The 19,827-nt window shown below is 34.5% G+C and carries 15 protein-coding genes; 2 read left to right on the top strand and 13 right to left on the bottom strand.

The window, feature by feature from the left end:
• Nucleotides 1-157: 157 nt before the first annotated feature.
• From NJT12_RS13465 to NJT12_RS13455, 3 genes are read right to left on the bottom strand one after another with little or no spacing between them, the layout of a single operon-like run.
• Nucleotides 158-589, bottom strand: a complete 432-nt coding sequence (locus NJT12_RS13465; protein ID WP_271336436.1) for a hypothetical protein — start codon at nucleotides 587-589, stop codon at nucleotides 158-160.
• Nucleotides 590-635: 46 nt separating this feature from the next.
• The gene (locus NJT12_RS13460; RefSeq protein ID WP_271336435.1) at nucleotides 636-1,139 is read right to left on the bottom strand and encodes a hypothetical protein; all 504 of its coding nucleotides are present in this window, start codon (nucleotides 1,137-1,139) and stop codon (nucleotides 636-638) included.
• A gap of 13 nt (nucleotides 1,140-1,152) precedes the next feature.
• Nucleotides 1,153-1,917, bottom strand: a complete 765-nt coding sequence (locus tag NJT12_RS13455) for an MBL fold metallo-hydrolase (RefSeq protein ID WP_271336434.1) — start codon at nucleotides 1,915-1,917, stop codon at nucleotides 1,153-1,155.
• Nucleotides 1,918-2,007: 90 nt separating this feature from the next.
• Here NJT12_RS13455 and NJT12_RS13450 point away from each other — a divergent pair, with 90 nt between their 5' ends.
• Nucleotides 2,008-3,468 (top strand): TonB-dependent receptor, encoded by a 1,461-nt coding sequence (locus NJT12_RS13450; RefSeq protein WP_271336433.1) that lies wholly within the window; start codon nucleotides 2,008-2,010, stop codon nucleotides 3,466-3,468.
• A gap of 253 nt (nucleotides 3,469-3,721) precedes the next feature.
• On the opposite strand, the gene bcp is transcribed toward NJT12_RS13450, so the two are convergent.
• A complete protein-coding gene (gene bcp, locus NJT12_RS13445; RefSeq protein ID WP_271336432.1) occupies nucleotides 3,722-4,174 on the bottom strand; it encodes a thioredoxin-dependent thiol peroxidase in 453 nt (150 codons plus the stop codon).
• Nucleotides 4,175-4,481: 307 nt separating this feature from the next.
• Here bcp and NJT12_RS13440 point away from each other — a divergent pair, with 307 nt between their 5' ends.
• On the top strand, nucleotides 4,482-5,159 hold the full coding sequence (locus NJT12_RS13440) for an endonuclease III domain-containing protein (protein ID WP_271336431.1): 678 nt from the start codon (nucleotides 4,482-4,484) through the stop codon (nucleotides 5,157-5,159).
• A 14-nt stretch (nucleotides 5,160-5,173) separates the two neighbouring features.
• Here the strand turns inward: NJT12_RS13440 and NJT12_RS13435 are convergent, their stop codons facing one another.
• The 9 genes from NJT12_RS13435 to NJT12_RS13395 all read right to left on the bottom strand — a co-directional run bounded on the left by NJT12_RS13435 (nucleotide 5,174) and on the right by NJT12_RS13395 (nucleotide 19,679).
• Complete coding sequence (locus tag NJT12_RS13435; RefSeq protein WP_271336429.1) at nucleotides 5,174-6,238, bottom strand: tetratricopeptide repeat protein; 1,065 nt, start codon at nucleotides 6,236-6,238, stop codon at nucleotides 5,174-5,176.
• Nucleotides 6,239-6,823: 585 nt separating this feature from the next.
• Nucleotides 6,824-6,967: a hypothetical protein gene (locus tag NJT12_RS13430; protein WP_167443809.1), complete on the bottom strand. Its 144-nt coding sequence runs from the start codon at nucleotides 6,965-6,967 to the stop codon at nucleotides 6,824-6,826.
• A gap of 51 nt (nucleotides 6,968-7,018) precedes the next feature.
• Nucleotides 7,019-7,603: an RNA polymerase sigma factor gene (locus tag NJT12_RS13425; protein WP_271336428.1), complete on the bottom strand. Its 585-nt coding sequence runs from the start codon at nucleotides 7,601-7,603 to the stop codon at nucleotides 7,019-7,021.
• Nucleotides 7,604-7,935: 332 nt separating this feature from the next.
• Nucleotides 7,936-8,694 carry a glycoside hydrolase family 16 protein gene (locus NJT12_RS13420; RefSeq protein ID WP_271336427.1) on the bottom strand — a complete coding sequence of 253 codons (759 nt, stop codon included), beginning with the start codon at nucleotides 8,692-8,694 and terminating at the stop codon, nucleotides 7,936-7,938.
• Between the two features lie 84 nt (nucleotides 8,695-8,778).
• A complete protein-coding gene (locus tag NJT12_RS13415) occupies nucleotides 8,779-10,440 on the bottom strand; it encodes a family 16 glycosylhydrolase (RefSeq protein ID WP_271336426.1) in 1,662 nt (553 codons plus the stop codon).
• A gap of 11 nt (nucleotides 10,441-10,451) precedes the next feature.
• Entirely contained in the window at nucleotides 10,452-12,047 is a 1,596-nt protein-coding gene (locus tag NJT12_RS13410; RefSeq protein ID WP_271336425.1) for a hypothetical protein, read from the bottom strand.
• A 12-nt stretch (nucleotides 12,048-12,059) separates the two neighbouring features.
• A complete protein-coding gene (locus NJT12_RS13405; protein ID WP_271336424.1) occupies nucleotides 12,060-13,559 on the bottom strand; it encodes a RagB/SusD family nutrient uptake outer membrane protein in 1,500 nt (499 codons plus the stop codon).
• 11 nt (nucleotides 13,560-13,570) lie between these two features.
• Nucleotides 13,571-16,636, bottom strand: a complete 3,066-nt coding sequence (locus tag NJT12_RS13400; RefSeq protein WP_271336423.1) for a SusC/RagA family TonB-linked outer membrane protein — start codon at nucleotides 16,634-16,636, stop codon at nucleotides 13,571-13,573.
• A 241-nt stretch (nucleotides 16,637-16,877) separates the two neighbouring features.
• On the bottom strand, nucleotides 16,878-19,679 hold the full coding sequence (locus NJT12_RS13395) for a triple tyrosine motif-containing protein (RefSeq protein WP_338083386.1): 2,802 nt from the start codon (nucleotides 19,677-19,679) through the stop codon (nucleotides 16,878-16,880).
• Nucleotides 19,680-19,827 lie beyond the last annotated feature (148 nt).

Here is a 19,827-nt window from a genome sequence, read left to right as displayed (position 1 = left end):
ATTCCACCTCGCGATGGACACCCTTGCATTCAGCTAACACTTCCCACTGTAAAGGCGTGTTCGGGACTTACACCCTAGAGTTATCGCCCATGCTGGGCACACAACAAAAAAGCCGCAATCTTCAAACTGAAAATTGCGACTGAATACTGTAAACTAATTATTCTCCGGTATAAATAATTTTATCTGCTTTTTTCAGCACATAACCTTTCCAGGGAATCAATTGATAATCGTCTTTAAGCCAGGAATCACCTTCTGATTTTCTTTCTAAAAGAATGGGCTCTTTTTGAGTATCAAGGAAAAGCTCGGCTTTATTCCCGTCAAAAATTACGTAGGCTACCGTTGAATATTTTTTTTCATCTTCAGCATGAGATAATTTGGTACCCACTTCAAAAAGACGTACACATTCATTTTTGAGCGTTGACCATGTATAACCCGCAGAAGCTTTGCAACCATGAGTATCTGAATCTCCACCAACTACTACAGCTGGTTTTGGTTCTTGTTCTTTTGGCGTTTTACTTTCTTCTGAAACTTTCTTCGCGCAAGAAAATGAAAGACCAATAATAATCGAAAATAAAAATATCTTTTTCATAAACTCTATTTTTTAAAAGTGGAGATAAAAAACAGCATCCTGAATACTATTTTTGATACAACCAGGTTTGATTAACTTCAAAAGTAATCTTATCATCGTTATCAACAAAATACTTTAATAAGACTTCTCCCCATAATTCACCATTGCTATAATCAGCTATAATCCATCTGTGGTTTAAAATCTTTACTTTATTAATGATAAACTTGTTTGGGCCTATTTTATCCTGACCTGTATAAGGGTTTCCGTTTGGGTTCGCATTCAAATCCAATAACTTTTCTGTTACCACGGGAATCAATTTTTCGTATAAAATTACTTTTCCTCCTGAAGCGGTATTATCAAAATAATTTTGTGCATTTTCATTGTGTTCCAGAGAAAAATAATTAGCATCAGCCAACTGCGTTGTTACTAAATTAATACTGTCTCTTAGTTTCTTAGTCGTTTTATCATATCTTTCCTGCCCAAATTTTACTTCTCTGCTGTAAAACATATAAGTAAAGACATTCATAAGTATCGCAAGGATAAAAAGATAAAGCATTAAGGATTTTTTCATTTTTATGGTATAATTAAATTGTAATTTCTAAGTTATCGTAAGCCAGGAATACGTTTTTAGGTAATTGTTTTTGTACTTCTTCATGAAAGCCTAAAACGTGGCTAATGTGGGTTAAATAAGCTTTTTCAGGTTTTACTAAATTGATAAAATCCAGTGCTTCCTGCAAATTAAAGTGTGTATCGTGTGGCTCTACACGCAAAGCATTTACCACTAAAACTTTAAGATTTTTTAGTTTTTCGACTTCCGTTTCGTGAATTGTTTTAACATCGGTGAGATAAGCGAAATCATCAATACGATAACCAAAAACCTGTAAATCGCCGTGCATTACATTGACCGGAATAGCTATTTTATCGCCAACGGCAAAAGGTTGGTTATTTGTTACCTCTATCGTTTTAACGCTTGGAGCGCCCGGATATTTGTTTACGGTTTCGAAAACATAATCAAAACGTCGTTTTAGATTATCGATCACTCGCTGATGTGCATAAACGGGAATTTCGCCTTGCCTGAAATTAAACGGGCGAATATCGTCTAAACCTGCCGTGTGATCTGCATGTTCGTGTGTAAACAGGATTGCATCAAGATGTCTGCAGCCACACGAAAGCATTTGCTGCCTGAAATCGGGTCCACAATCTATTACATACGAATGTTCGCCCCACGTAATCCAGATGGATACGCGAAGCCTTTTGTCCTTAGCATCAGTGCTTTTGCAAACAGGATGATCGACTCCGATGATCGGAATGCCTTGGGAAGTACCTGTACCTAAAAAATATACCTTCAATTGAACTTATTTTTTTTACAAAAATAGGATTATTTCTCTTTCATTAGAAGCCTAATTTGCTAACTTTGTAACAAATCTATTTAAAATAAAATGGGTACAGAAATAAAACTCAAAGGTGACAAGGTCATCGAACAGATTCCTTCCATAAAAGACAAAGCGTTACGCATTAATTTAAACGAGAATATTTACGGAACATTTGCTGAAATTGGCGCCGGACAAGAGACGGTCAGGCATTTTTTCAGATCCGGAGGTTCATCGGGAACAATTGCAAAAGCAATGTCTGCCTATGACAAAGATTTCAGTGATGCCGTTTATGGAGTTGAAAGTGATGGCCGCTATGTAACGGAAGAGCGATTAAAAAAAATGCTGACTCTTGAAGGTCAAATAATCGAAGAACGATTAAGCAGAGAAAAACATCCTACCAAACTCTTCTTTAGTTATGCCAATACTGTTGCAACTATAGATTTTGCCAAACAATTTAAAGGCCACGGTTGGGTTGGAATCAGATACCAAATTGAACCTGATGAAGCTTACAACGAAATTATTCTACACATTCGTTTTAAAGAAACTGACGCCAGACTACAACAAGAAACACTGGGGATCTTAGGAGTAAACCTTATTTACGGTGCTTTTTACAAATACAACGATCCTAAACGATTACTTCGCTACCTATACGATCACTTAGACAAAGACCAACTCGAAATTGACACTATTAACTTCTCAGGACCTCGTTTTGCAGATGTTGACAATCGTTTGGTTAGTTTGCAATTGGTCAAAAACGGAATGACTGATGCGGTAATGTTCAATCCTGAAGGAAAAAACATTCTGCCGGCTTCTATCTTATACAAAAAGAACCTTCTTGCTCTTAGAGGAAGTTTTCGTCCGGTTACAAAAGTAAACATGGACATGTACGAGAAATCGCTTAAAATGTTTCTTGAGGAAAATAAGGTTGAGAAAGATAATACACTGGTTATTTTTGAAATTACACTTTCGAATTTACGTTCTGATGGTGAAATTGATGAACGTGATTTTATGGACAGGGCCGAATTGCTTTGTTCACTAGGCCAGACTGTAATGATCTCAAACTTTCAGGAATATTATAAAGTGGTTGAATACTTTGCTAATTATACTAAGGCCAGAATGGGATTGGCAATGGGTGTAAACAATTTAGTTGATATTTTTGATGAGAAGTACTACCGTCATTTAAGCGGTGGAATCCTGGAAGCCTTTGGAAAACTTTTCTATAGAGATATGAAAGTTTTCTTATATCCGATGTTAGATGACAATGGCGTTTTGATGGACTCTAACAACTTAAAGGTACATCCTAGAATGAAAGAATTGTATAAATTCTTTAAATTCAACGGAAAAGTGGTTGATATTGCTGATTATGATCCGCACAATTTAGAAGTTTTCTCCCGCGAGGTTTTAAAAATGATCAATCAGGGAAAACCAGGTTGGGAACCGATGCTTCCGTCTGGTATTGCCGAAATTATAAAAGAACATCATCTTTTTGGATATCATCCGCAGAAAGAATTAGAACAAAATACTTAAAGAAAAAAGTCCCTTATTTAGGGACTTTTTTTGTTTAAGGCTCTGAATGAATAAAAATTTTACCGCAAAGCACGCTAAATTTTGTATGCGTAAGCTTAAAAAAAAAGTAAAGTTCGCAAAGCTTTTTCAACACAAAGCTTTGCGAACTTTACTTTTCATAAAACTAGGAACAAAAAAACTTAGCGTACTTTGCGGTAAAACCATACCAAAATTACACGTCAAAATTGCAACCTGAAACCTGAAACAAAAATTTCTACTTCAAAATCTGGGCTGCGTGTTCTTTTGTTTTTACTTTTTCGATAACCTCATCAATAATTCCGTTTTCGTCTATTACGAAGGTTGTTCTGTGGATTCCGTCATATTCTTTTCCCATGAATTTTTTAGGTCCCCAAACTCCGAATGCGTTGATTACAGCTTTATCTTCATCTGCTAATAAAGGAAAAGGAAATTCATATTTGTCTTTGAATTTTAGCTGCGCTTTCTGACTGTCAGCACTTACTCCCAGAAGTTCGTAATTATTGGCTTTAAAACGTTCGAAATTATCTCTTAAGTCACATGCTTCTGCTGTACATCCTGGCGTACTTGCTTTTGGATAAAAGAAAACTACCAATTTTTTTCCGGCGTAATCTGCTAGTTTATGTGTTTTTCCGTCCTGATCTACTCCTGAAAAATTAGGAGCTTTATCACCTGCTTTTAATGTTGTCATTTATTTAGATTATTAGATTTTAGAAAAAAGAATATAGAACATAGATTTTAAATAAGTACACTAGAGATTTAATTTAGTCAATACCTTTGAACCTTTAACTTTTTACTTACAACTTTTTTTCATGCCCCAGATTGCAGTGAAAACCCCGGAGTTGCGGTAATTTACATTTTTTGTATTGGCAAAGCGACCAACGGAAGCTCTTGCGAATGCTTAAAAATGTTATTGCCACAACGAGGAGTTGTAACGAAAAACTGGATTAGGCACATCATTAAAATTATACTATTTTTACGAGATTAAAAATACGGAAATGAATAAAGAAGCTCGCATACAATTTGTTATAAATACGTTAAAAGAACTCTACCCTACTATACCCATTCCATTAGATCATAAAGATCCTTATACACTGTTGATTGCGGTTTTACTTTCGGCTCAATGTACGGATGTACGTGTGAACCAGATTACGCCTATACTTTTTGCAAAGGCTGATAATCCGTATGATATGATTAAAATGTCCGTCGAAGAAATAAAGGAAATTATTCGTCCTTGTGGTTTGTCGCCTATGAAATCGAAAGGAATTCACGGTTTATCGCATATTTTGATTGACAAACATGACGGAAAGGTTCCGCAGAGTTTTGAAGCTCTTGAAGAATTACCTGCTGTAGGACACAAAACTGCCAGTGTGGTGATGTCTCAGGCTTTTGGTGTTCCTGCTTTTCCGGTTGATACGCATATTCACAGACTAATGCTCAGATGGAATCTATCGAATGGCAAAAACGTGGTGCAGACTGAGAAAGATGCTAAAAGATTATTCCCTAGAGAATTATGGAATGATTTACATTTACAAATTATCTGGTACGGACGTGAGTATTCGCCTGCAAGAGGATGGAGTTTAGAGAAAGATATTATTACGAGAACTGTTGGAAAAAAATCATTGATCGAAGAAGCAACTAAAAAGGAAGAAGCTACTAAAAAGATTGTTAAGTAGCTTCTATTTCGTTTTTACATACTGCTTTTGAGTGTATTGTATTCGCTGGTCATATTGAGCGATCTATAGATACCGAGTAGTGATTTTGTAGCATTTTCGTTTTTTGGTTCGATTGTTAGTGCCTTTTTAAGATACGGAATGGCGCTCTTTACAATATCATCTTTTTGGGCATCTAACTTATCATATTGCTGCATTTCTTTAGGGCTGTTTCCTAAGGTGCCCATCAAATCAAGTAATTCTTTTTTGAACTCTATTTTTATATAAGCCAGATTAATATAACAGGTTATGCAATTTTGATTGACTTGTAAGCCATCTTCAAAATATTTTTCAGCACTGCAATAATCATTAGTTTCCATATAAGAGAAGGCTAAAGAAGTCATAATTTCCTCCTTTTTTGAGGGTGGATTTACATTTCTTGGTTTTTCATATAATCCTTCCTGAATACCTGCTTCCCGGGCGCTCATTGAAACAAAAGCTTCTTCTGTTTTTGTTTTTTTATTGGTTGCGTAAAAAAGAACTCCTTCACCGGTATAATTTAGCTTTCTAAGTTCCTCGAAATATTTAATGGCTGATTTATAATCTTTAGCTGATAAAGAAGCTGAGGCTGCATTAAATAAATTTCTGACATCTTTTTTGTCGAACAGGTAAACTTCATAACTTTTGTCTGCACTTTCTTTGAATTTCTCCGCTTTAAAATCGTTGTAAGCGCCATCTACCAATTTAGATTTCATCTCTTTTAGTGCTACACTTGCCTTGAAGGCATATTTATAAATTTGAGAATCGTTCTCGTATAATAATACATCCTGATAAGCTCCTACTGCTAAAGCAAAATTAGTTGCAGCATCTATATTTTTAGTTGCTAAGTCTTTGTAAACATTTCCTTTTGTAAAGTAGAAGTCTGACTTTACCTCAACGGGGGCATTGATGACGAGATATTCTATTTTTTTTAAAATAGCTACTGCTTCCTGAGTTTTTCCTTTGGCTAAATAGGATTGTGCTTCTTTAATTTCTTCTTTTTGAGCATGTGCTCCGGTATTTAGCAATAGTAGCACTAATAAGGTTTTAAGGCTCTTTTTCATTTTCTGTTAGGTTTGGTTGTTAAATAGATTAAGGGTACTACTTATGGAGTGCTTATTATAAACATGGATTTAAAAGGTTGAAAGTTTTCACCTTTACTACTTATCAATATTTAATAAACACTCTCTTTTCTAATATTCTTTACGAAATATTAAAATAGACGACAAACAAAACAGGGTTAGGGTAGTTTTTGGTCATAGATGATTTGGTTTTGGTTAAACTATTATTTTTATTAGAACAATTTGGCTTTATACATATTGAAAGTTTTTTAATACATAAACTGTACTTATACATCCATTTAATTAAATAAAAAATTGTTTTTTAACTAAAATAAAGCTAAATATAAAATAAATATTTGATATTAGATAAAAATATTAAACTTTAACAAAACACTCTTCACAAACCTATATACCAATTCATTGTTAAATTGATGTAATGGTTTTATGAACTATTAAAAAGTAAAGGGATGCCTTAAGCGCATAAAAAAACTCACTATCTGTATTTGCATACAAATAGTGAGCTTTTTAACCAAAACGACCATTTGGTTTTTCTTTCGAAATAAACATCCGACAAATATAGTGGGCTGTTTAATTAGCTATAATTTCAAAACTCTTATTCTCAATTTTCACAACTGTCAATGCTTGTGAATAATTAAGTAAAAAAGAAACAACTTCTTTTTTAGGTTTTAAATCTTTAGAAGCTAATGCCTTTTTAGAGTAAATTTTTGCCATACTATCAAAATGTTTTTATTATAGTATAACGGGCTATTACTTAAAATAGTATTAGTTGGTTAAAATAATTTGATGTTTATCAATTATTTTTCTTAAATTCATTAGTGCATAACGCATTCTTCCTAATGCTGTATTAATGCTAACACCCGTAATTTCAGATATTTCCTTAAAACTCATATCCTGATACATACGCATTACCAAAACTTCTTTTTGATCTGACGGGAGCTCTTCAATTATCTTTTTCAGGTCTACTTCGACCTGATCGAATATCATTTTGTTCTCGATAGTCAAAGAATCGTCAGACATTACAGAAAAAATCGAAAATTCTTCGGTTTCTCTGTACATTGGCATTTTTTTGGTTTTACGAAAATGATCTACGATTAAGTTGTGGGAAATACGCATTACCCAAGGCAGGAATTTACCTTCTTCGTTATAGGAATTACTTTTTAAGGTTTTAATGACCTTAATAAAAGTATCTTGAAAAATATCATTTGAAATATCTCTATCAGCAATCTTCGAATATATAAATCCATATATCTTAGACTCGTGTCTTTTAATTAATGTCGAAAGGGCGTTTTCGTTGCCATCGACATAATTTTTCACTAATAGAGCGTCTGGAATATGCAGATCAGCCATAGTACTACTTTTTTAGTTTTCTGTTTAAAATTTGGAGTAATTTTCTAAAAAGTAGTTTTATAAAATAGGCGTCTCTTTTGGGTTTATGTGGTTATGTTAATATTCTGACCAAATTTAACAAATTATTATTTTAAAAAGCAAACAAGTGGAACAATAATTAACAATAAAACGTTAATTTTTGTTGTACAAACATGATTTCAGACCTCATATTGCTAAAAAAGCTTCATTCACCTTCTTTTTTTAATACAAAAAAACAGATATAAACACCTAATAATAAAACAATTAAGACGTTCATATCTGATTTAATTACAGTTTTTCAGTCGAACATTCTTTTATTGATAAACACGAACATAATCGACATAGTATTTTTGAGGCAGTACAGTATCATCTACTTCCGGACCTCCAAAATTTCCTCCTATCGCTAAATTGACTATAATATAAAATGGTTTATCAAATGGCCAGGTGTCTTCGTTTTTTACTTCGGGATTAAAGGTGTAAACGAGTGTAGTATCTACAAAAAAATCAATTTTATCTTTTGTCCATTCAATTGCGTATACATGATATCCTTCTTCTATATTAGGAAAAGGAGTTCTTTTTGTATTAATGGTATTACCATGGCTGTCTTGGGTATGCAAAGTGGTGTACACCATATGCGGATCTCTGCCTATATATTCTAAAATGTCTATTTCTCCGGTTTTTGGCCATTTTACCTGATCAATATTAGCGCCTAACATCCAGAATGCAGGCCATAGACCATGACCAACAGGCAGTTTTGCCTTGGCTTCGATTCGGCCATATCTAAATTCTTTTTTGCCTTTAGTTGTTATTTTAGTCGATGTATATTTGCTGCCTTCTTTTCTGGCTTCGATAATTAAATTTCCATCTTTGATTTCGTGATTTGTTTTGGTATAAATCTGTCTTTCATTATTGCCATAACCACATAGGTCCGGACAACCATCACCAACTTCGAAATTCCAAAAAGCTTCGTTAACTTCTTTTTTATTAAAATTCTCTTCCCAAACTAATTTCCTTTTTACTTCTTGTGCAAAACAAAAACTGGAAATCATTAATAGTGTAATTACTTTTTTCATTGTCTTCTTTTAAAATTTCGAAAAAAAAATAAGAAGGCCAGCCTTAACTGACCTTCTCACTTCATTCTTACTAATTAATCTAAATTATTGATATACTCTCACATAATCAACCTCCATAGAAGATTGTGTAAAGGCAGGATCAATAATACCACCCAGATTGCCTCCCATAGCAACATTCAGGATTAAGAAAAAGTCGCTGTTAAAAGGCAAAGTGCCGTCATTAGGAACGGAATGAATTAGAACATCATCTGCAAACGTTTGTACGGATGCAGGACTCCAAACTGTTTTATAAACATGAAATTCTGTCGAAACATTTGCTATTGTTTTAGAACCTGTATTACCGTCTCCTCCTGAATGTCCAGGATAATGAAGTGTACTTAGAATAACATTCTGATTTTTTCCAACATGTTCCATTATATCGATCTCACCACAGGCTGGCCAGGGTTTTGTCGCATAGTTTGATCCCAACATCCAAATTGCCGGCCATGTTCCTACACCAATTGGAAGTTTAGCTTTTATCTCGACTTTACCGTAAGTAAATTTAAATTTACCATCAGTTTTTAATCTTGCCGACGAATAATCAGCTCCGCCAGAAGCTTCTTTTTTAGCTGTAATTTTTAAACTTCCGCCCTGAACAATCACATTTGTTGCTGAGTTGGTATAATTTTGTTTCTCATTATTTCCCCAACCGCTGTCACCTTTACCCAAATCATAAGTCCATTTAGCAGGATCCGGAGCACCGTCTGTGTTAAACTCATCAAACCATACTAATTTTGTATATTCTGCAGGAGGTGCCTGACTAGGTTTTACAGTAGTAAAGATATGATACCAGGCTAATGAAGGATCACCGCCCATAACTGCTCTTACGACCATTCTATTGGCTGTAATAGACAGGATCTCATAGGAATTCTGACCAATATAGTAACCCATAAATCCGCCATCAGAGAAACTCATTGTTGTACCTCTGGTTTGTGTTGCGTGATTTGGATTTGCCATTACAACTGACTCTGAAGGGCTTAATGAAACTGTTTTTTTACCAGTCGCATTATATGCCAGACAAATATCACTTGGCGAGCTTCCTCCTGCTACACTCGCAAAAGCAGCATTAAAGAATGTTGAACCACCATTATCTAACTCAAATTTTAATGCGTCACCATCCTTAGAGAATGTCAATACATTATCGTACAAACAGCTGCTTGCCGGCGATGCTGCTTTTTCCCAAACTCCTGCTGAATAATAATTTGGAAAATAATTTTTGGTAGCATCTCCATTATTTTGACCTACTCCCAAATGTCCCGGCTCAGAAGCTGACCAATACCATTTTTTAGAAGTTCCGTCAGTTAAAAGCTGAACGGCTTCATCATCTCTAAAGTTACTCAATACTTCGACTTCTGTCGTTATATTGGTGGCTACACCACCTCTTCCTGAAGCGATTACGGTAACTGTATATTTATTTAATCCTGTTTTTGTAAAACGTTTTGTAAATATACCGCTTGGAGAATTCTCTGATGTACCATCGCTAAAGGCATATTTATACGAAACGGTATTGTCTCCTTTTGCAGTAAACTTTACCATTCCTGATCCGTCTCCGTTGGGAGCAGCGGCAGTTTTCCCTATGATTTCAGCCGTAATCTTCAGATTCGCTGGTGCTGACAAATCTCCAAAAGAATGATCGTCATTTTGACAACTTATTGCTAACACCAGTGCAAAAAGTAATACGATATTTATAATTATTTTTTTGCTCATGATTTTTTATTTTAATTGGATTGTTTTATATCATCAAAGTAATAAGTATCTCCTGTTCCTGCTTTTCCAAAGTCCGGAAATAAAATTACTCTGTCGTATTTATTATTAGCACTAAAATCAGCCGCACTCGTAAGATCAAATGTCAAAACATTCCAGGCATTGGCAACTGTTGTTGTTGCATGTACTTCTATAAATACTGTTGGATTACCATTCCCGTCTTTTGGCGAGGTCGAAACTTCCATTTTGTACAATATATCAACTCCTGCTTTTGGCGACCAAACGTTTACTTTTACTTTTGTTCCTTTACTAAAATCAGGCGTACTTTCAAGATTTAAACTTGCTCCTCCCCAGGTTTCTGCTTGTGATTTTTTATCTATCTTAACTACTTTATCAGATACATTCGTTCCGGTTTTATTAGGATTTGTTACTACAGAAGCATCTACATTACCAAATCCGCCCCAGCCAAAAGTTAAATCAGCAGATTCAAAATCAAGAGGTAATGATACAGATTGAGCTGGCAGTTTATAAAAATAAATATTGTCTATAAATACATTTTTACCTGCAGGAGTTCCAACTAGTTTTAGTTGAAAAATATCAGCCACCGTTAATCCCTGACTTGTAAAAGCCGAAATCGGAATATCAACACTTGTCCATTGATTCGCTGTTAGATTTTTACTAACCGCTTTTTCTCCATTCGTTTTACTAATTAAAAATATATCCAGTTTCTCTAAATCTGCTGTCCAAATATCCATATGAATATAATCCATTGCTGAAACATCAACTGTCACACCTTTTAGTTCAATTCCCTGATAATTTAGGTTGGTATAATTCAGCATTTTATCACCCGCCAATTCAAATTCTGACAAAGTCCCTGATTGTCCCCAATTTGGATTAAAATCAGTTCCTTCTACATCTTTATATTTCGAACTGTAGATAGAAATTACATTGGCATCCAGTCTATTTGGAGGAGTTGGAGCTGAAGCAGTTGGATTAACTATTAATATTGCTGTAATCTGCTCTGTATGTTCAACGGTTTTAATGGCAGCACTTTTTGAAACTATACGAACTGTGTATGTTCCGGCTTCTTTATACGTAAATGAAACTGACTCGCCATTGTTGACTGAAACTGGAGTTGTTGTGCCCGGTTCTCCAAAATAAACATCATAAAACAAAGCGAAATCGGCCGTTGCTTTAACAGTTATTTTTTTAGAAACTGATACATCATTTGTAATTACTACAACAAGATTTTCAGGAGATTTAAACGAAACAATAACATCTTTATTGATTTCGGTTGTTTTTCCTGTAACTCCCATTGCTATAATCTTAGATTTATAAACGCCTTCTTTATAGGTATGGGTTGTAGTTGCTCCTGTCGAAAAATAATCTGAATCAGGAGATCCGTCTCCGTAGTTTATTTTGTATTGGGTAACTCCTTCTCCGGTTGGCGTAAAAGTTACCTTACCTGAATTATCCTGAGTTACAGTAGTCAAAACAGCTATGTTTGTTGGTGCACTTAACCCCTCTAAATCAAGATTGCTGTCGTCGCTTGAACAACTCAGAAGAATTGTAAAAACGAAAATGCTTATAATAAAATGTAATTTTTTCATAATAGTGTTTTTTTAGTATCCAGGATTTTGCTGCCAGTTTCCGCTTGCAAATTGAATTTCTTCGATTGGCAATGGGAATAATTCGTTTTTGTTCGCTTTAAAACCCGGTATTTTCCCAACTGCTTTTCCGGTTCTTACTAAATCAAAGAAACGATGTCCTTCGCCAAAAAGCTCTACTCTTCTTTCGGCTAAAATAAAATCTGTAAGTGCTGCTCCTGAAGCTGAGATATCGTGATTAAGATCTCCAAAAGCACGGCGTCTTACCTGATTTAGGTAATTTTTTGCTTTTGTATCATCAATTCCACCGCGGTTATAGGCTTCTGCTGCCATTAATAACACATCGGCATAACGGATTGCTCTGTAGTTGTTTGGATTTGTCAGATTTAAATCTCCTTGTGCTTCTGCACTTCTTTTTCTAGGCAAATACTTTCTGTTAAAATAACCGGTGTCTTCATTTCCTTTTCCAAATGTTACTCCTTTTCCATTATCATAAGCTGTATTTGCTGCTGCCCATGCTGCGATATCCAATATCGTAACATCTTTACGTTTGTCGCCCGCTTCAAAAGCATCAGCGCCTTCCTGGGTTGGAATATTAAAACTAAATCCGGAAGAAAATAATGGGCCGGAATAATTTCTGATTCCGCTAAAACCTACTGCAACATTCCCTTCGCTACATTGCAAACAAGTAAAAGCTGCTCCTTCTACATCTGTATACTGTACTTCAAAAACAGACTCCGGTCCGTTTTCTCCGGCTAATTCAAACATGGCATCAAAATCTGTTTGTAATGCATACTTTCCTGAACCTATAACGGCATCAAGAGATGCTGCAGCTTGTACATATTTATTTTGATACAAATATGCTTTTCCTAGTAATGCCTGAGCAGCACCTTTTGTAACTCTCCCTTTTTGAGATGCTGTTGGAGATAAATTAGCCGACGCAAAAATTAAATCAGCTTCGATTGAGGCATAAACTTCAGCAATTGATGAGCGCGGTGTTGTTTTTTCATCTCCAACTTTAAATCTGGCATCTGCTTTCATCGGGATTCCACCAAACCATTTCACTAACTCAAACTGGTAATATGCTCTTAGAAAACGAGTTTCTGCAAGCAGTTGGTTTTTTCCCTCAAAATCTGTTTTATCTTTAAATTCAAGAATATAATTCGCTCTTTGAACTCCTGCAAACATCCAATTCCAGATGTCTCTTACATTGCTGTTTATCGGTGTATGAATCATATCGTCTACTTGCTGCCAGCCAATTACGTCTGTTGGGCTTTCTCCTCCGGCCAATGTATTGTCTGAAGCAATTTCTCCTAAAATAACATTTGCATAAGTAGATTGCAACAAGTCATAAGCTGCAATTAGTGCCTGCTCATAATCTTCTTTAGAATTGAAATAGTTTTCAGAATCTATAGAATATTTCGGTTTTGGATCAACAAACTCATCTGAACAAGAAATACTTATTGTCGAGAACAGAGTTAGCGTTATAATGGTTGTAAATAAATATTTTTTCATTTTAATTGAAATTAAAAATTAATGTTTAGACCTAATAAATAGGTTCTTGGAACAGGATAAAACCCGTAATCGATTCCGGCACCTATTGGCGACTGAGAAACTCCATCCTGGTTTGTAGGTCCAAATGAAGCACCCGGATCGAAACCTTTATATTTGGTAAAAGTGTACAGGTTGTTTACTCCCGTATAAAGTCTTAGTTTCGTAATCCCTGCTTTTTGAGTCACCTTTGGGTTAATTGTATATCCCACTTGTATGTTTTGAATTCTAAAATAAGAAGCGTCTTCAACATAATAATCTGAAAGAACATTATTTGCTGTTGCTCCTGTGGTTACTCTTGGCACAGAATTACTTGTTCCCTCACCTGTCCATCTGTCTAAAACATAATCGAGTCGATTGGCATCAGAAAGGACTCTTTCGTAATTACGTACCATATCGTTTCCTATTGAGGCAAAACTATAAAGTGCAAAATCAAGGTTTTTATAATTCAGCTGTATATTGAATCCCATTGTGGCATTAGGAATCGGATCTCCAATATTGGTCCTGTCCTTAGTGTCGATTACGCCATCGCCATTTACATCTACATAACGAATATCGCCGGGTGAGCCATTTGCTCCCAAAGCTAATTGCGATGGATGAGCGTCAACTTCTGCCTGATTCTGAAAAATACCATCTGTTTTATATCCGTAAAAATATCCTATTGGTTTTCCGGCTTCCATTCTTGAAGCTGCCGGTTGTCCTACTCCAAAACCACCTTGCTCAATAAATCCAGTTCCGTTATTTACTTCCAGCACTTCGTTTTTAAGAAAGGTTACATTATAACCAACGCTCATAGAAAAAGAATCTGAAAATTTCTCTTTGTAATCTATTGCAAATTCTAATCCTGAGTTTCTAACTGTTCCCGCATTCATTGTTGGGGCACTTGCTCCAGGAGCACCAATTCCTACAATTCCTGAAACCGGTATACCTGGTATTAATAAATCTTTTCGTGTATCAATAAAATAATCTGCTACAATCGAAACTTTATCGTTGATTAATCTTAAATCTAAACCAACATCAAACTTTCTGGCTTCTTCCCATTTCAAATCCGGGTTAGGAATTTGTCCTGTCGCCATTCCATTTACTAAAACCCCGTCAAAAACATAAGTAGCTTCTCCGTCCAGAATACTTAAAAAACCATTATTTTTAATCTGATCATTTCCTAATGTACCATAACTGGCTCTTAATTTTAAGAAATTAAATGTTTTTGATTCTCCAAAGAAGCCTTCATCAGAAACTACCCAACCTCCGGTAAAAGAAGGGAAATATCCCACTTTATTGCCTGGGCCAAATTTTGTCGAAGAATCACGTCTGATCATTGCTGAAAAAAGATACTTTCCTTTATAATCATATTGTGCTCTTCCAAAATAAGAAAGTCTTCTTTGATCGTAAACATAACCTCCGGTATTAAGAGCTGTCGAGATTCCTTTTGTTAAAGAAAGATCTGCATAATCCCAGGAATTATTAGGAACATCAAAACCTGTTGCAACTGCTGAATTTCCCCATTGTTTATAAATGGTATTTCCTACTGTCGCCGTAATATTATGATTTTCTGCTATTTTTGCAGTATAAGTTCCGTAAAGGTCAAAAGAATAATCATTGTCATTTACTGTTCTTTGAGTTACAAAACTTCTCTGTACATCAAACACTTTTCCGCCATAACTTATTTGTGGGCTAAAGTTTTTACCTTCGCTATTGGCAGTATTAAAACCAATTGAACTTGTTAATACAAATCCTTTGAAAATTTTATAATCAAGTCCAAAATTTCCATTTAGTTTTTTATAATTGTAATCGTTGTACGTATTCGCAACTTGTGCTAACGGATTGATTATTTCTGTTCCTAATCCTGTTGTGCTTGGCACTAATGTAAAATTGCCATTTGCATCATAAGGTGTAAGAGTTGCAGGTACATTTAAAGCATTAAATAAAACAGATCCTAATCCATTTTCGTTAATTGTTTTTCTATTGAAATAAGTATAGATAACATTTGTTTTTACTTTAAACTTATCGCTCAAGTCAGCTCCTAATGCTAGTCTGGCAGTATTTCTTAAATAACCCGATTTACCTTCGCCTACAATACCTTCCTGATCTAAATGGGAACCACTGATTGAATAGGTAATTTTATCAGAACCTCCTGAAATAGTCAGATCACTATTTAATATTGGAACACCTTTGCCTAAAACTTCTTTCTGCCAGTCCGTTCCCTTGCCCAAACCGCTTACGTTTGGATAAGGAAGTGCTTTCCCGCCATTGGCATAACTTTCATTTAGTAACAAAGCATATTCAGTAGCATCTAGCATTGGTAACTTTCTTGAAGCTTCCTGAAATCCGGTATAACTATTAAAAGATATTTTTGTTTTCGAATTTTTTTTACCCATTTTAGTGGTAATCAAAATGATTCCGTTTGCACCAATAGTACCATAAATAGCCGCTTGCGCATCTTTTAATACAGTAATCGTTTCGATATCATTTGGATTCAGTATACTTAAATCTCCCACATAACCATCGATAATAGCAGTGGGTCCGTTTTGACCATTTGTAGCTATACCACGAATACGAACATCCAGAGCTGCGCCCGGCGATCCTGATTGTGTCGTAACATTTACACCTGAAATTGTTCCTTGCAGTGCTTGCTCGATTCTTGCTGGTCTCAGGATATCAAGCGTTTTGCTGTCTACTACAGAAACAGCTCCGGTTACTTCTCTTTTCTTTTGAGTTCCGTAACCTATAACTACGACTTCATCAAGAGATCTTGCATCGTCGCTCATTTTTACTGTTATCTTGGTTCCTGAAACCACAACTTCTTGTGTTCTGAAACCTATATAACTGAAAACAATTGTTGTTCCTTTTGGAACATCTAATAATTTAAAAGATCCGTCGAAGTCTGTGGTTGTACTTTGCGAAGAACTCTTAACTTTTACATTTACGCCAGGAAGTGATAATCCTGAGCCATCTAGTACTGTTCCGCTTACATCAAGGGACTGCGAAAACGCATAAGATGTAAACAGAATTAGTACGGTTAGTAATAATTTGGATTTCATAATTAGTTAGTTTTTATTGAAAGATAAATTTATCATAACTCTTTAGGAAAACAACAAAATTAACCACAACAAAAAACATACATCATAAAAAAAGCCTGTGTACATTTAACATTTCTTAAAAAATACCCTTATTTAACTATAAATCATGAATGTTAATTTATTTAACATATTTGTAGTGAATTCACAACAAATAGTTAATGTTGAGGTAATGTATAGTTTTTTTGAGTCGTTTGTTGATGTACTATACAGCCAGAATGTATTCGACTAAACCGATTTCGTGCTGTAAATCCATTTTTTTACGCAAACGATACCTTTTTATCTCTACGCTTCGAACTGAAATATTAAACAATGGAGCAATTTCTTTAGATGAAAGGTTCAATCTCAGGTACGCACAAAGTCGCAGGTCATTTGGGGTTAATACGGGATGAAGTTGTTTGATTCTTTTAAGGAAATCTTTATCGGCGTTATCAAATGCTTCCTTAAAAACATTCCACGAATCTTCCTCGGTAATATTTTTGTTAATGGTGCTTATTACAGATTTTATGTTATTACTGTCGTTTTGATTTGTTTTCTTTAAATCCTCTTTTATAAACGCAAGCAATTCATTTTTGCTGTTTAAACTCATTGTCGAAACTGCCAGTTCCCTATTTTTATTATCAACATCCTGAGACAGCTGCTCATTGCGAAGTTTCATTAATTGCTGCTCGTTTTCTAGTTCTTTAATTTCCAATAAAAGGTTATTTTCTTCAATTAACTTCTTTTCTTGTTTCTGATAATAACTTCTGTATGATTTATTGATAAAATAAGCCAGTACACACATTAAAAGAAAATAAATAAACCAGGCCAGATTTGTCAGATACCAGGGTTTTAAAATAACAAAGGTATAAGTGGCTGTATTTTGCAAGATAGTATTGGCATATTTTGCCCTTACTTTAAATGTATATTTTCCCGGAGAAAGATTTTTAAAATTCACAGTCGCCTTTGTACTCCATTCGCTCCATTCGTTCTGGAAACCCTCGAGACAATATTGATATTCTGAGTTGATGTACTTATTATATTCCGGAACTGTATAGTTTAATGTGATATTATTTTCATTGGCATGAAAACTTCCTTCACTGCTGATTGCTACATTTTTTAAAATTTCATTTTGTTTATTAATGCTGATATCCGTTATAAAAACAGTATAATTTTTAAAACTCAGATCTTCAATATTCAATGTATAATAGCCATCAGTAGTACCTATTAAGTAAGTCGTTTTTGAGATTTGAGTAATGTTCTCAAAACCCAGCATCGAATTGGTTAACGATGACGGAATTGGGATTATATTCTGTTTTAATTGATTGCTCAATTTACTGGCAGAAAAATAATGAATGTAATTTTTAGAGAATAACCAGATTTTATTAGAATTATCAACAATTAATTTACCGGATGTATATTCGTCTTTCTCAAAAATAGAACTGAGCAGATTGTCTTTCTCAAACTGTTTTGTTTTTGGATTTAATTTAAAAATACCGCCTTTATAAGCATAATAAATTTGATTATTAAATTTGGTCAAACTTGCATTTTTTCCTTTATTGGGAGATTTATAAGCATAGAAACCTTGAGTTTTCAACAACGACTGATCTAATTTTAATCTAAAAACTCCTTTGTACTCGTGACTTAGATAAACATCATAATTATCCGTGATTTCAAAATAACGGGAAGAATAATCAAACCCCTGAATTTTGTTTCTGAATCTCCATTGATTGTTTACCTTTTCTAAAACCGAAATTCCGTAATAATTTCCCTGAAGCAATTGGGTCTTCGAATTTGGAACCTGTTCAAATTTCCAGGTTCCCGATCCTGAAAATATACTTCTGGCGGAATCATTTGTCACAATAAAAGTTCCCGAATCATGCCCGCAAAAAAGCGTGTTGTCAAATATAAAAAGAGACCAAACCTGACCTTTTGTTCCATTGATGAATTTAAACTCAGAGTTACTTTGAATGTTTTTACAAAATAATCCCTGATTTGTTCCCACATACAACAAACCATTAAAAGTGGCCGAAGCATAAACTGTTCCTAAAACCCCGGTATCATCTGTAAAACTATGTACCGGCGAATTGATATTGATACAATTGATGCCATTATCAAGTCCAGCCCACAAATTCTGATCCTTATCTTCAAAAAGTGATAAAGCAGTATTGTTGCTCAACCCTTTACTTTGCGAAATATGATATTTCAATTTTCCGTTATCAGATAAAATAAAGATTCCGTTAGAAACCGTTCCCAATGCAAAACTTCCGTCCTGCAAAAGCTGGCTGCTGTAAACAAAACTCGATTTTAATTCCGCATCAACATCCGTAGTAAAACGTGTCAAAGTTTTTCCTGCCAATTTATAAATCCCGTCTAATTGTGTTTGAATCTGCAAACCATCTTCTGTCGTAAACATATTAACGATCGTAAACCTTTTAAGAATCGGATCATCAGAAACCAATTTAGCTATTCCGCTTTCGATCTCAAAAAGCCCTTCATTAAGCGTTTGAAAATAAATGGCATTTTTAGATGCAAACGACTTTACCACACCATTTTTAGGTGCAATTATTTTAAATTTTCCGTTTTTTGTATCATAGATATAAATTCGGTTTAAGGATTGAAACAAAATCCAATGATCATACTTAAGAATGTTCCAGAATTGCTCGTCATCTAAAATTTTATTTTTGATAGTATCACTAAGCGAAGTATATTTTAATTTGCCATTTGCTTGTCTTGTCCAATACCCAAAATTCATGTAACAGCCTGTATAAATTTTGTTCCCAATTACTTTTACAGATCGCATAATAGTTTCGTTGGCTGTAGGATATAACTGCCAATTTGTACCATTGTATTCTAAAAGCCCGTCATTATTAGCAAAATACATATAGTTTTGATCGTCCTGAGCAATCATCCAACTCTGATTTCCGGCGCCATAAACAGCTGATGAATACTTGACAATGGGCGGAAATTCCTGAGAAAACAAGAGAAAACTCATTAAAAAAAGCAGCATAGTAAATTTAGTCTTCAATTTTAGCCGTGGTATTAATTTATTACAAAAACAGTTCTAAAATAGCTTATTTTATAATGAACCAACAAGTTTTTAGTAAAAAAAATATCAATCCTAAAACCATTTTCCTTCAATGTAAATCTGTTAAAATTTGTAACAATCTCATTAA

This window comes from Flavobacterium azizsancarii (assembly GCF_027980145.1).
In the GTDB taxonomy this organism is placed as follows: Bacteria; Bacteroidota; Bacteroidia; order Flavobacteriales; family Flavobacteriaceae; genus Flavobacterium; species Flavobacterium azizsancarii.
Note: the sequence above shows the minus strand (reverse complement) of the source record. Positions and strands in the feature narration are given on the sequence as shown.

Bases quoted from the DNA above. Each gene is read 5' to 3' on its own strand.
- NJT12_RS13465 (WP_271336436.1), bottom strand. From the start codon at position 589: ATGAAAAAGATATTTTTATTTTCGATTATTATTGGTCTTTCATTTTCT.
- NJT12_RS13460 (WP_271336435.1), bottom strand. From the start codon at position 1,139: ATGAAAAAATCCTTAATGCTTTATCTTTTTATCCTTGCGATACTTATG.
- NJT12_RS13450 (WP_271336433.1), top strand. From the start codon at position 2,008: ATGGGTACAGAAATAAAACTCAAAGGTGACAAGGTCATCGAACAGATT.
- bcp (WP_271336432.1), bottom strand. From the start codon at position 4,174: ATGACAACATTAAAAGCAGGTGATAAAGCTCCTAATTTTTCAGGAGTA.
- NJT12_RS13440 (WP_271336431.1), top strand. From the start codon at position 4,482: ATGAATAAAGAAGCTCGCATACAATTTGTTATAAATACGTTAAAAGAA.
- NJT12_RS13435 (WP_271336429.1), bottom strand. From the start codon at position 6,238: ATGAAAAAGAGCCTTAAAACCTTATTAGTGCTACTATTGCTAAATACC.
- NJT12_RS13430 (WP_167443809.1), bottom strand. From the start codon at position 6,967: ATGGCAAAAATTTACTCTAAAAAGGCATTAGCTTCTAAAGATTTAAAA.
- NJT12_RS13425 (WP_271336428.1), bottom strand. From the start codon at position 7,603: ATGGCTGATCTGCATATTCCAGACGCTCTATTAGTGAAAAATTATGTC.
- NJT12_RS13420 (WP_271336427.1), bottom strand. From the start codon at position 8,694: ATGAAAAAAGTAATTACACTATTAATGATTTCCAGTTTTTGTTTTGCA.
- NJT12_RS13415 (WP_271336426.1), bottom strand. From the start codon at position 10,440: ATGAGCAAAAAAATAATTATAAATATCGTATTACTTTTTGCACTGGTG.
- NJT12_RS13410 (WP_271336425.1), bottom strand. From the start codon at position 12,047: ATGAAAAAATTACATTTTATTATAAGCATTTTCGTTTTTACAATTCTT.
- NJT12_RS13405 (WP_271336424.1), bottom strand. From the start codon at position 13,559: ATGAAAAAATATTTATTTACAACCATTATAACGCTAACTCTGTTCTCG.
- NJT12_RS13400 (WP_271336423.1), bottom strand. From the start codon at position 16,636: ATGAAATCCAAATTATTACTAACCGTACTAATTCTGTTTACATCTTAT.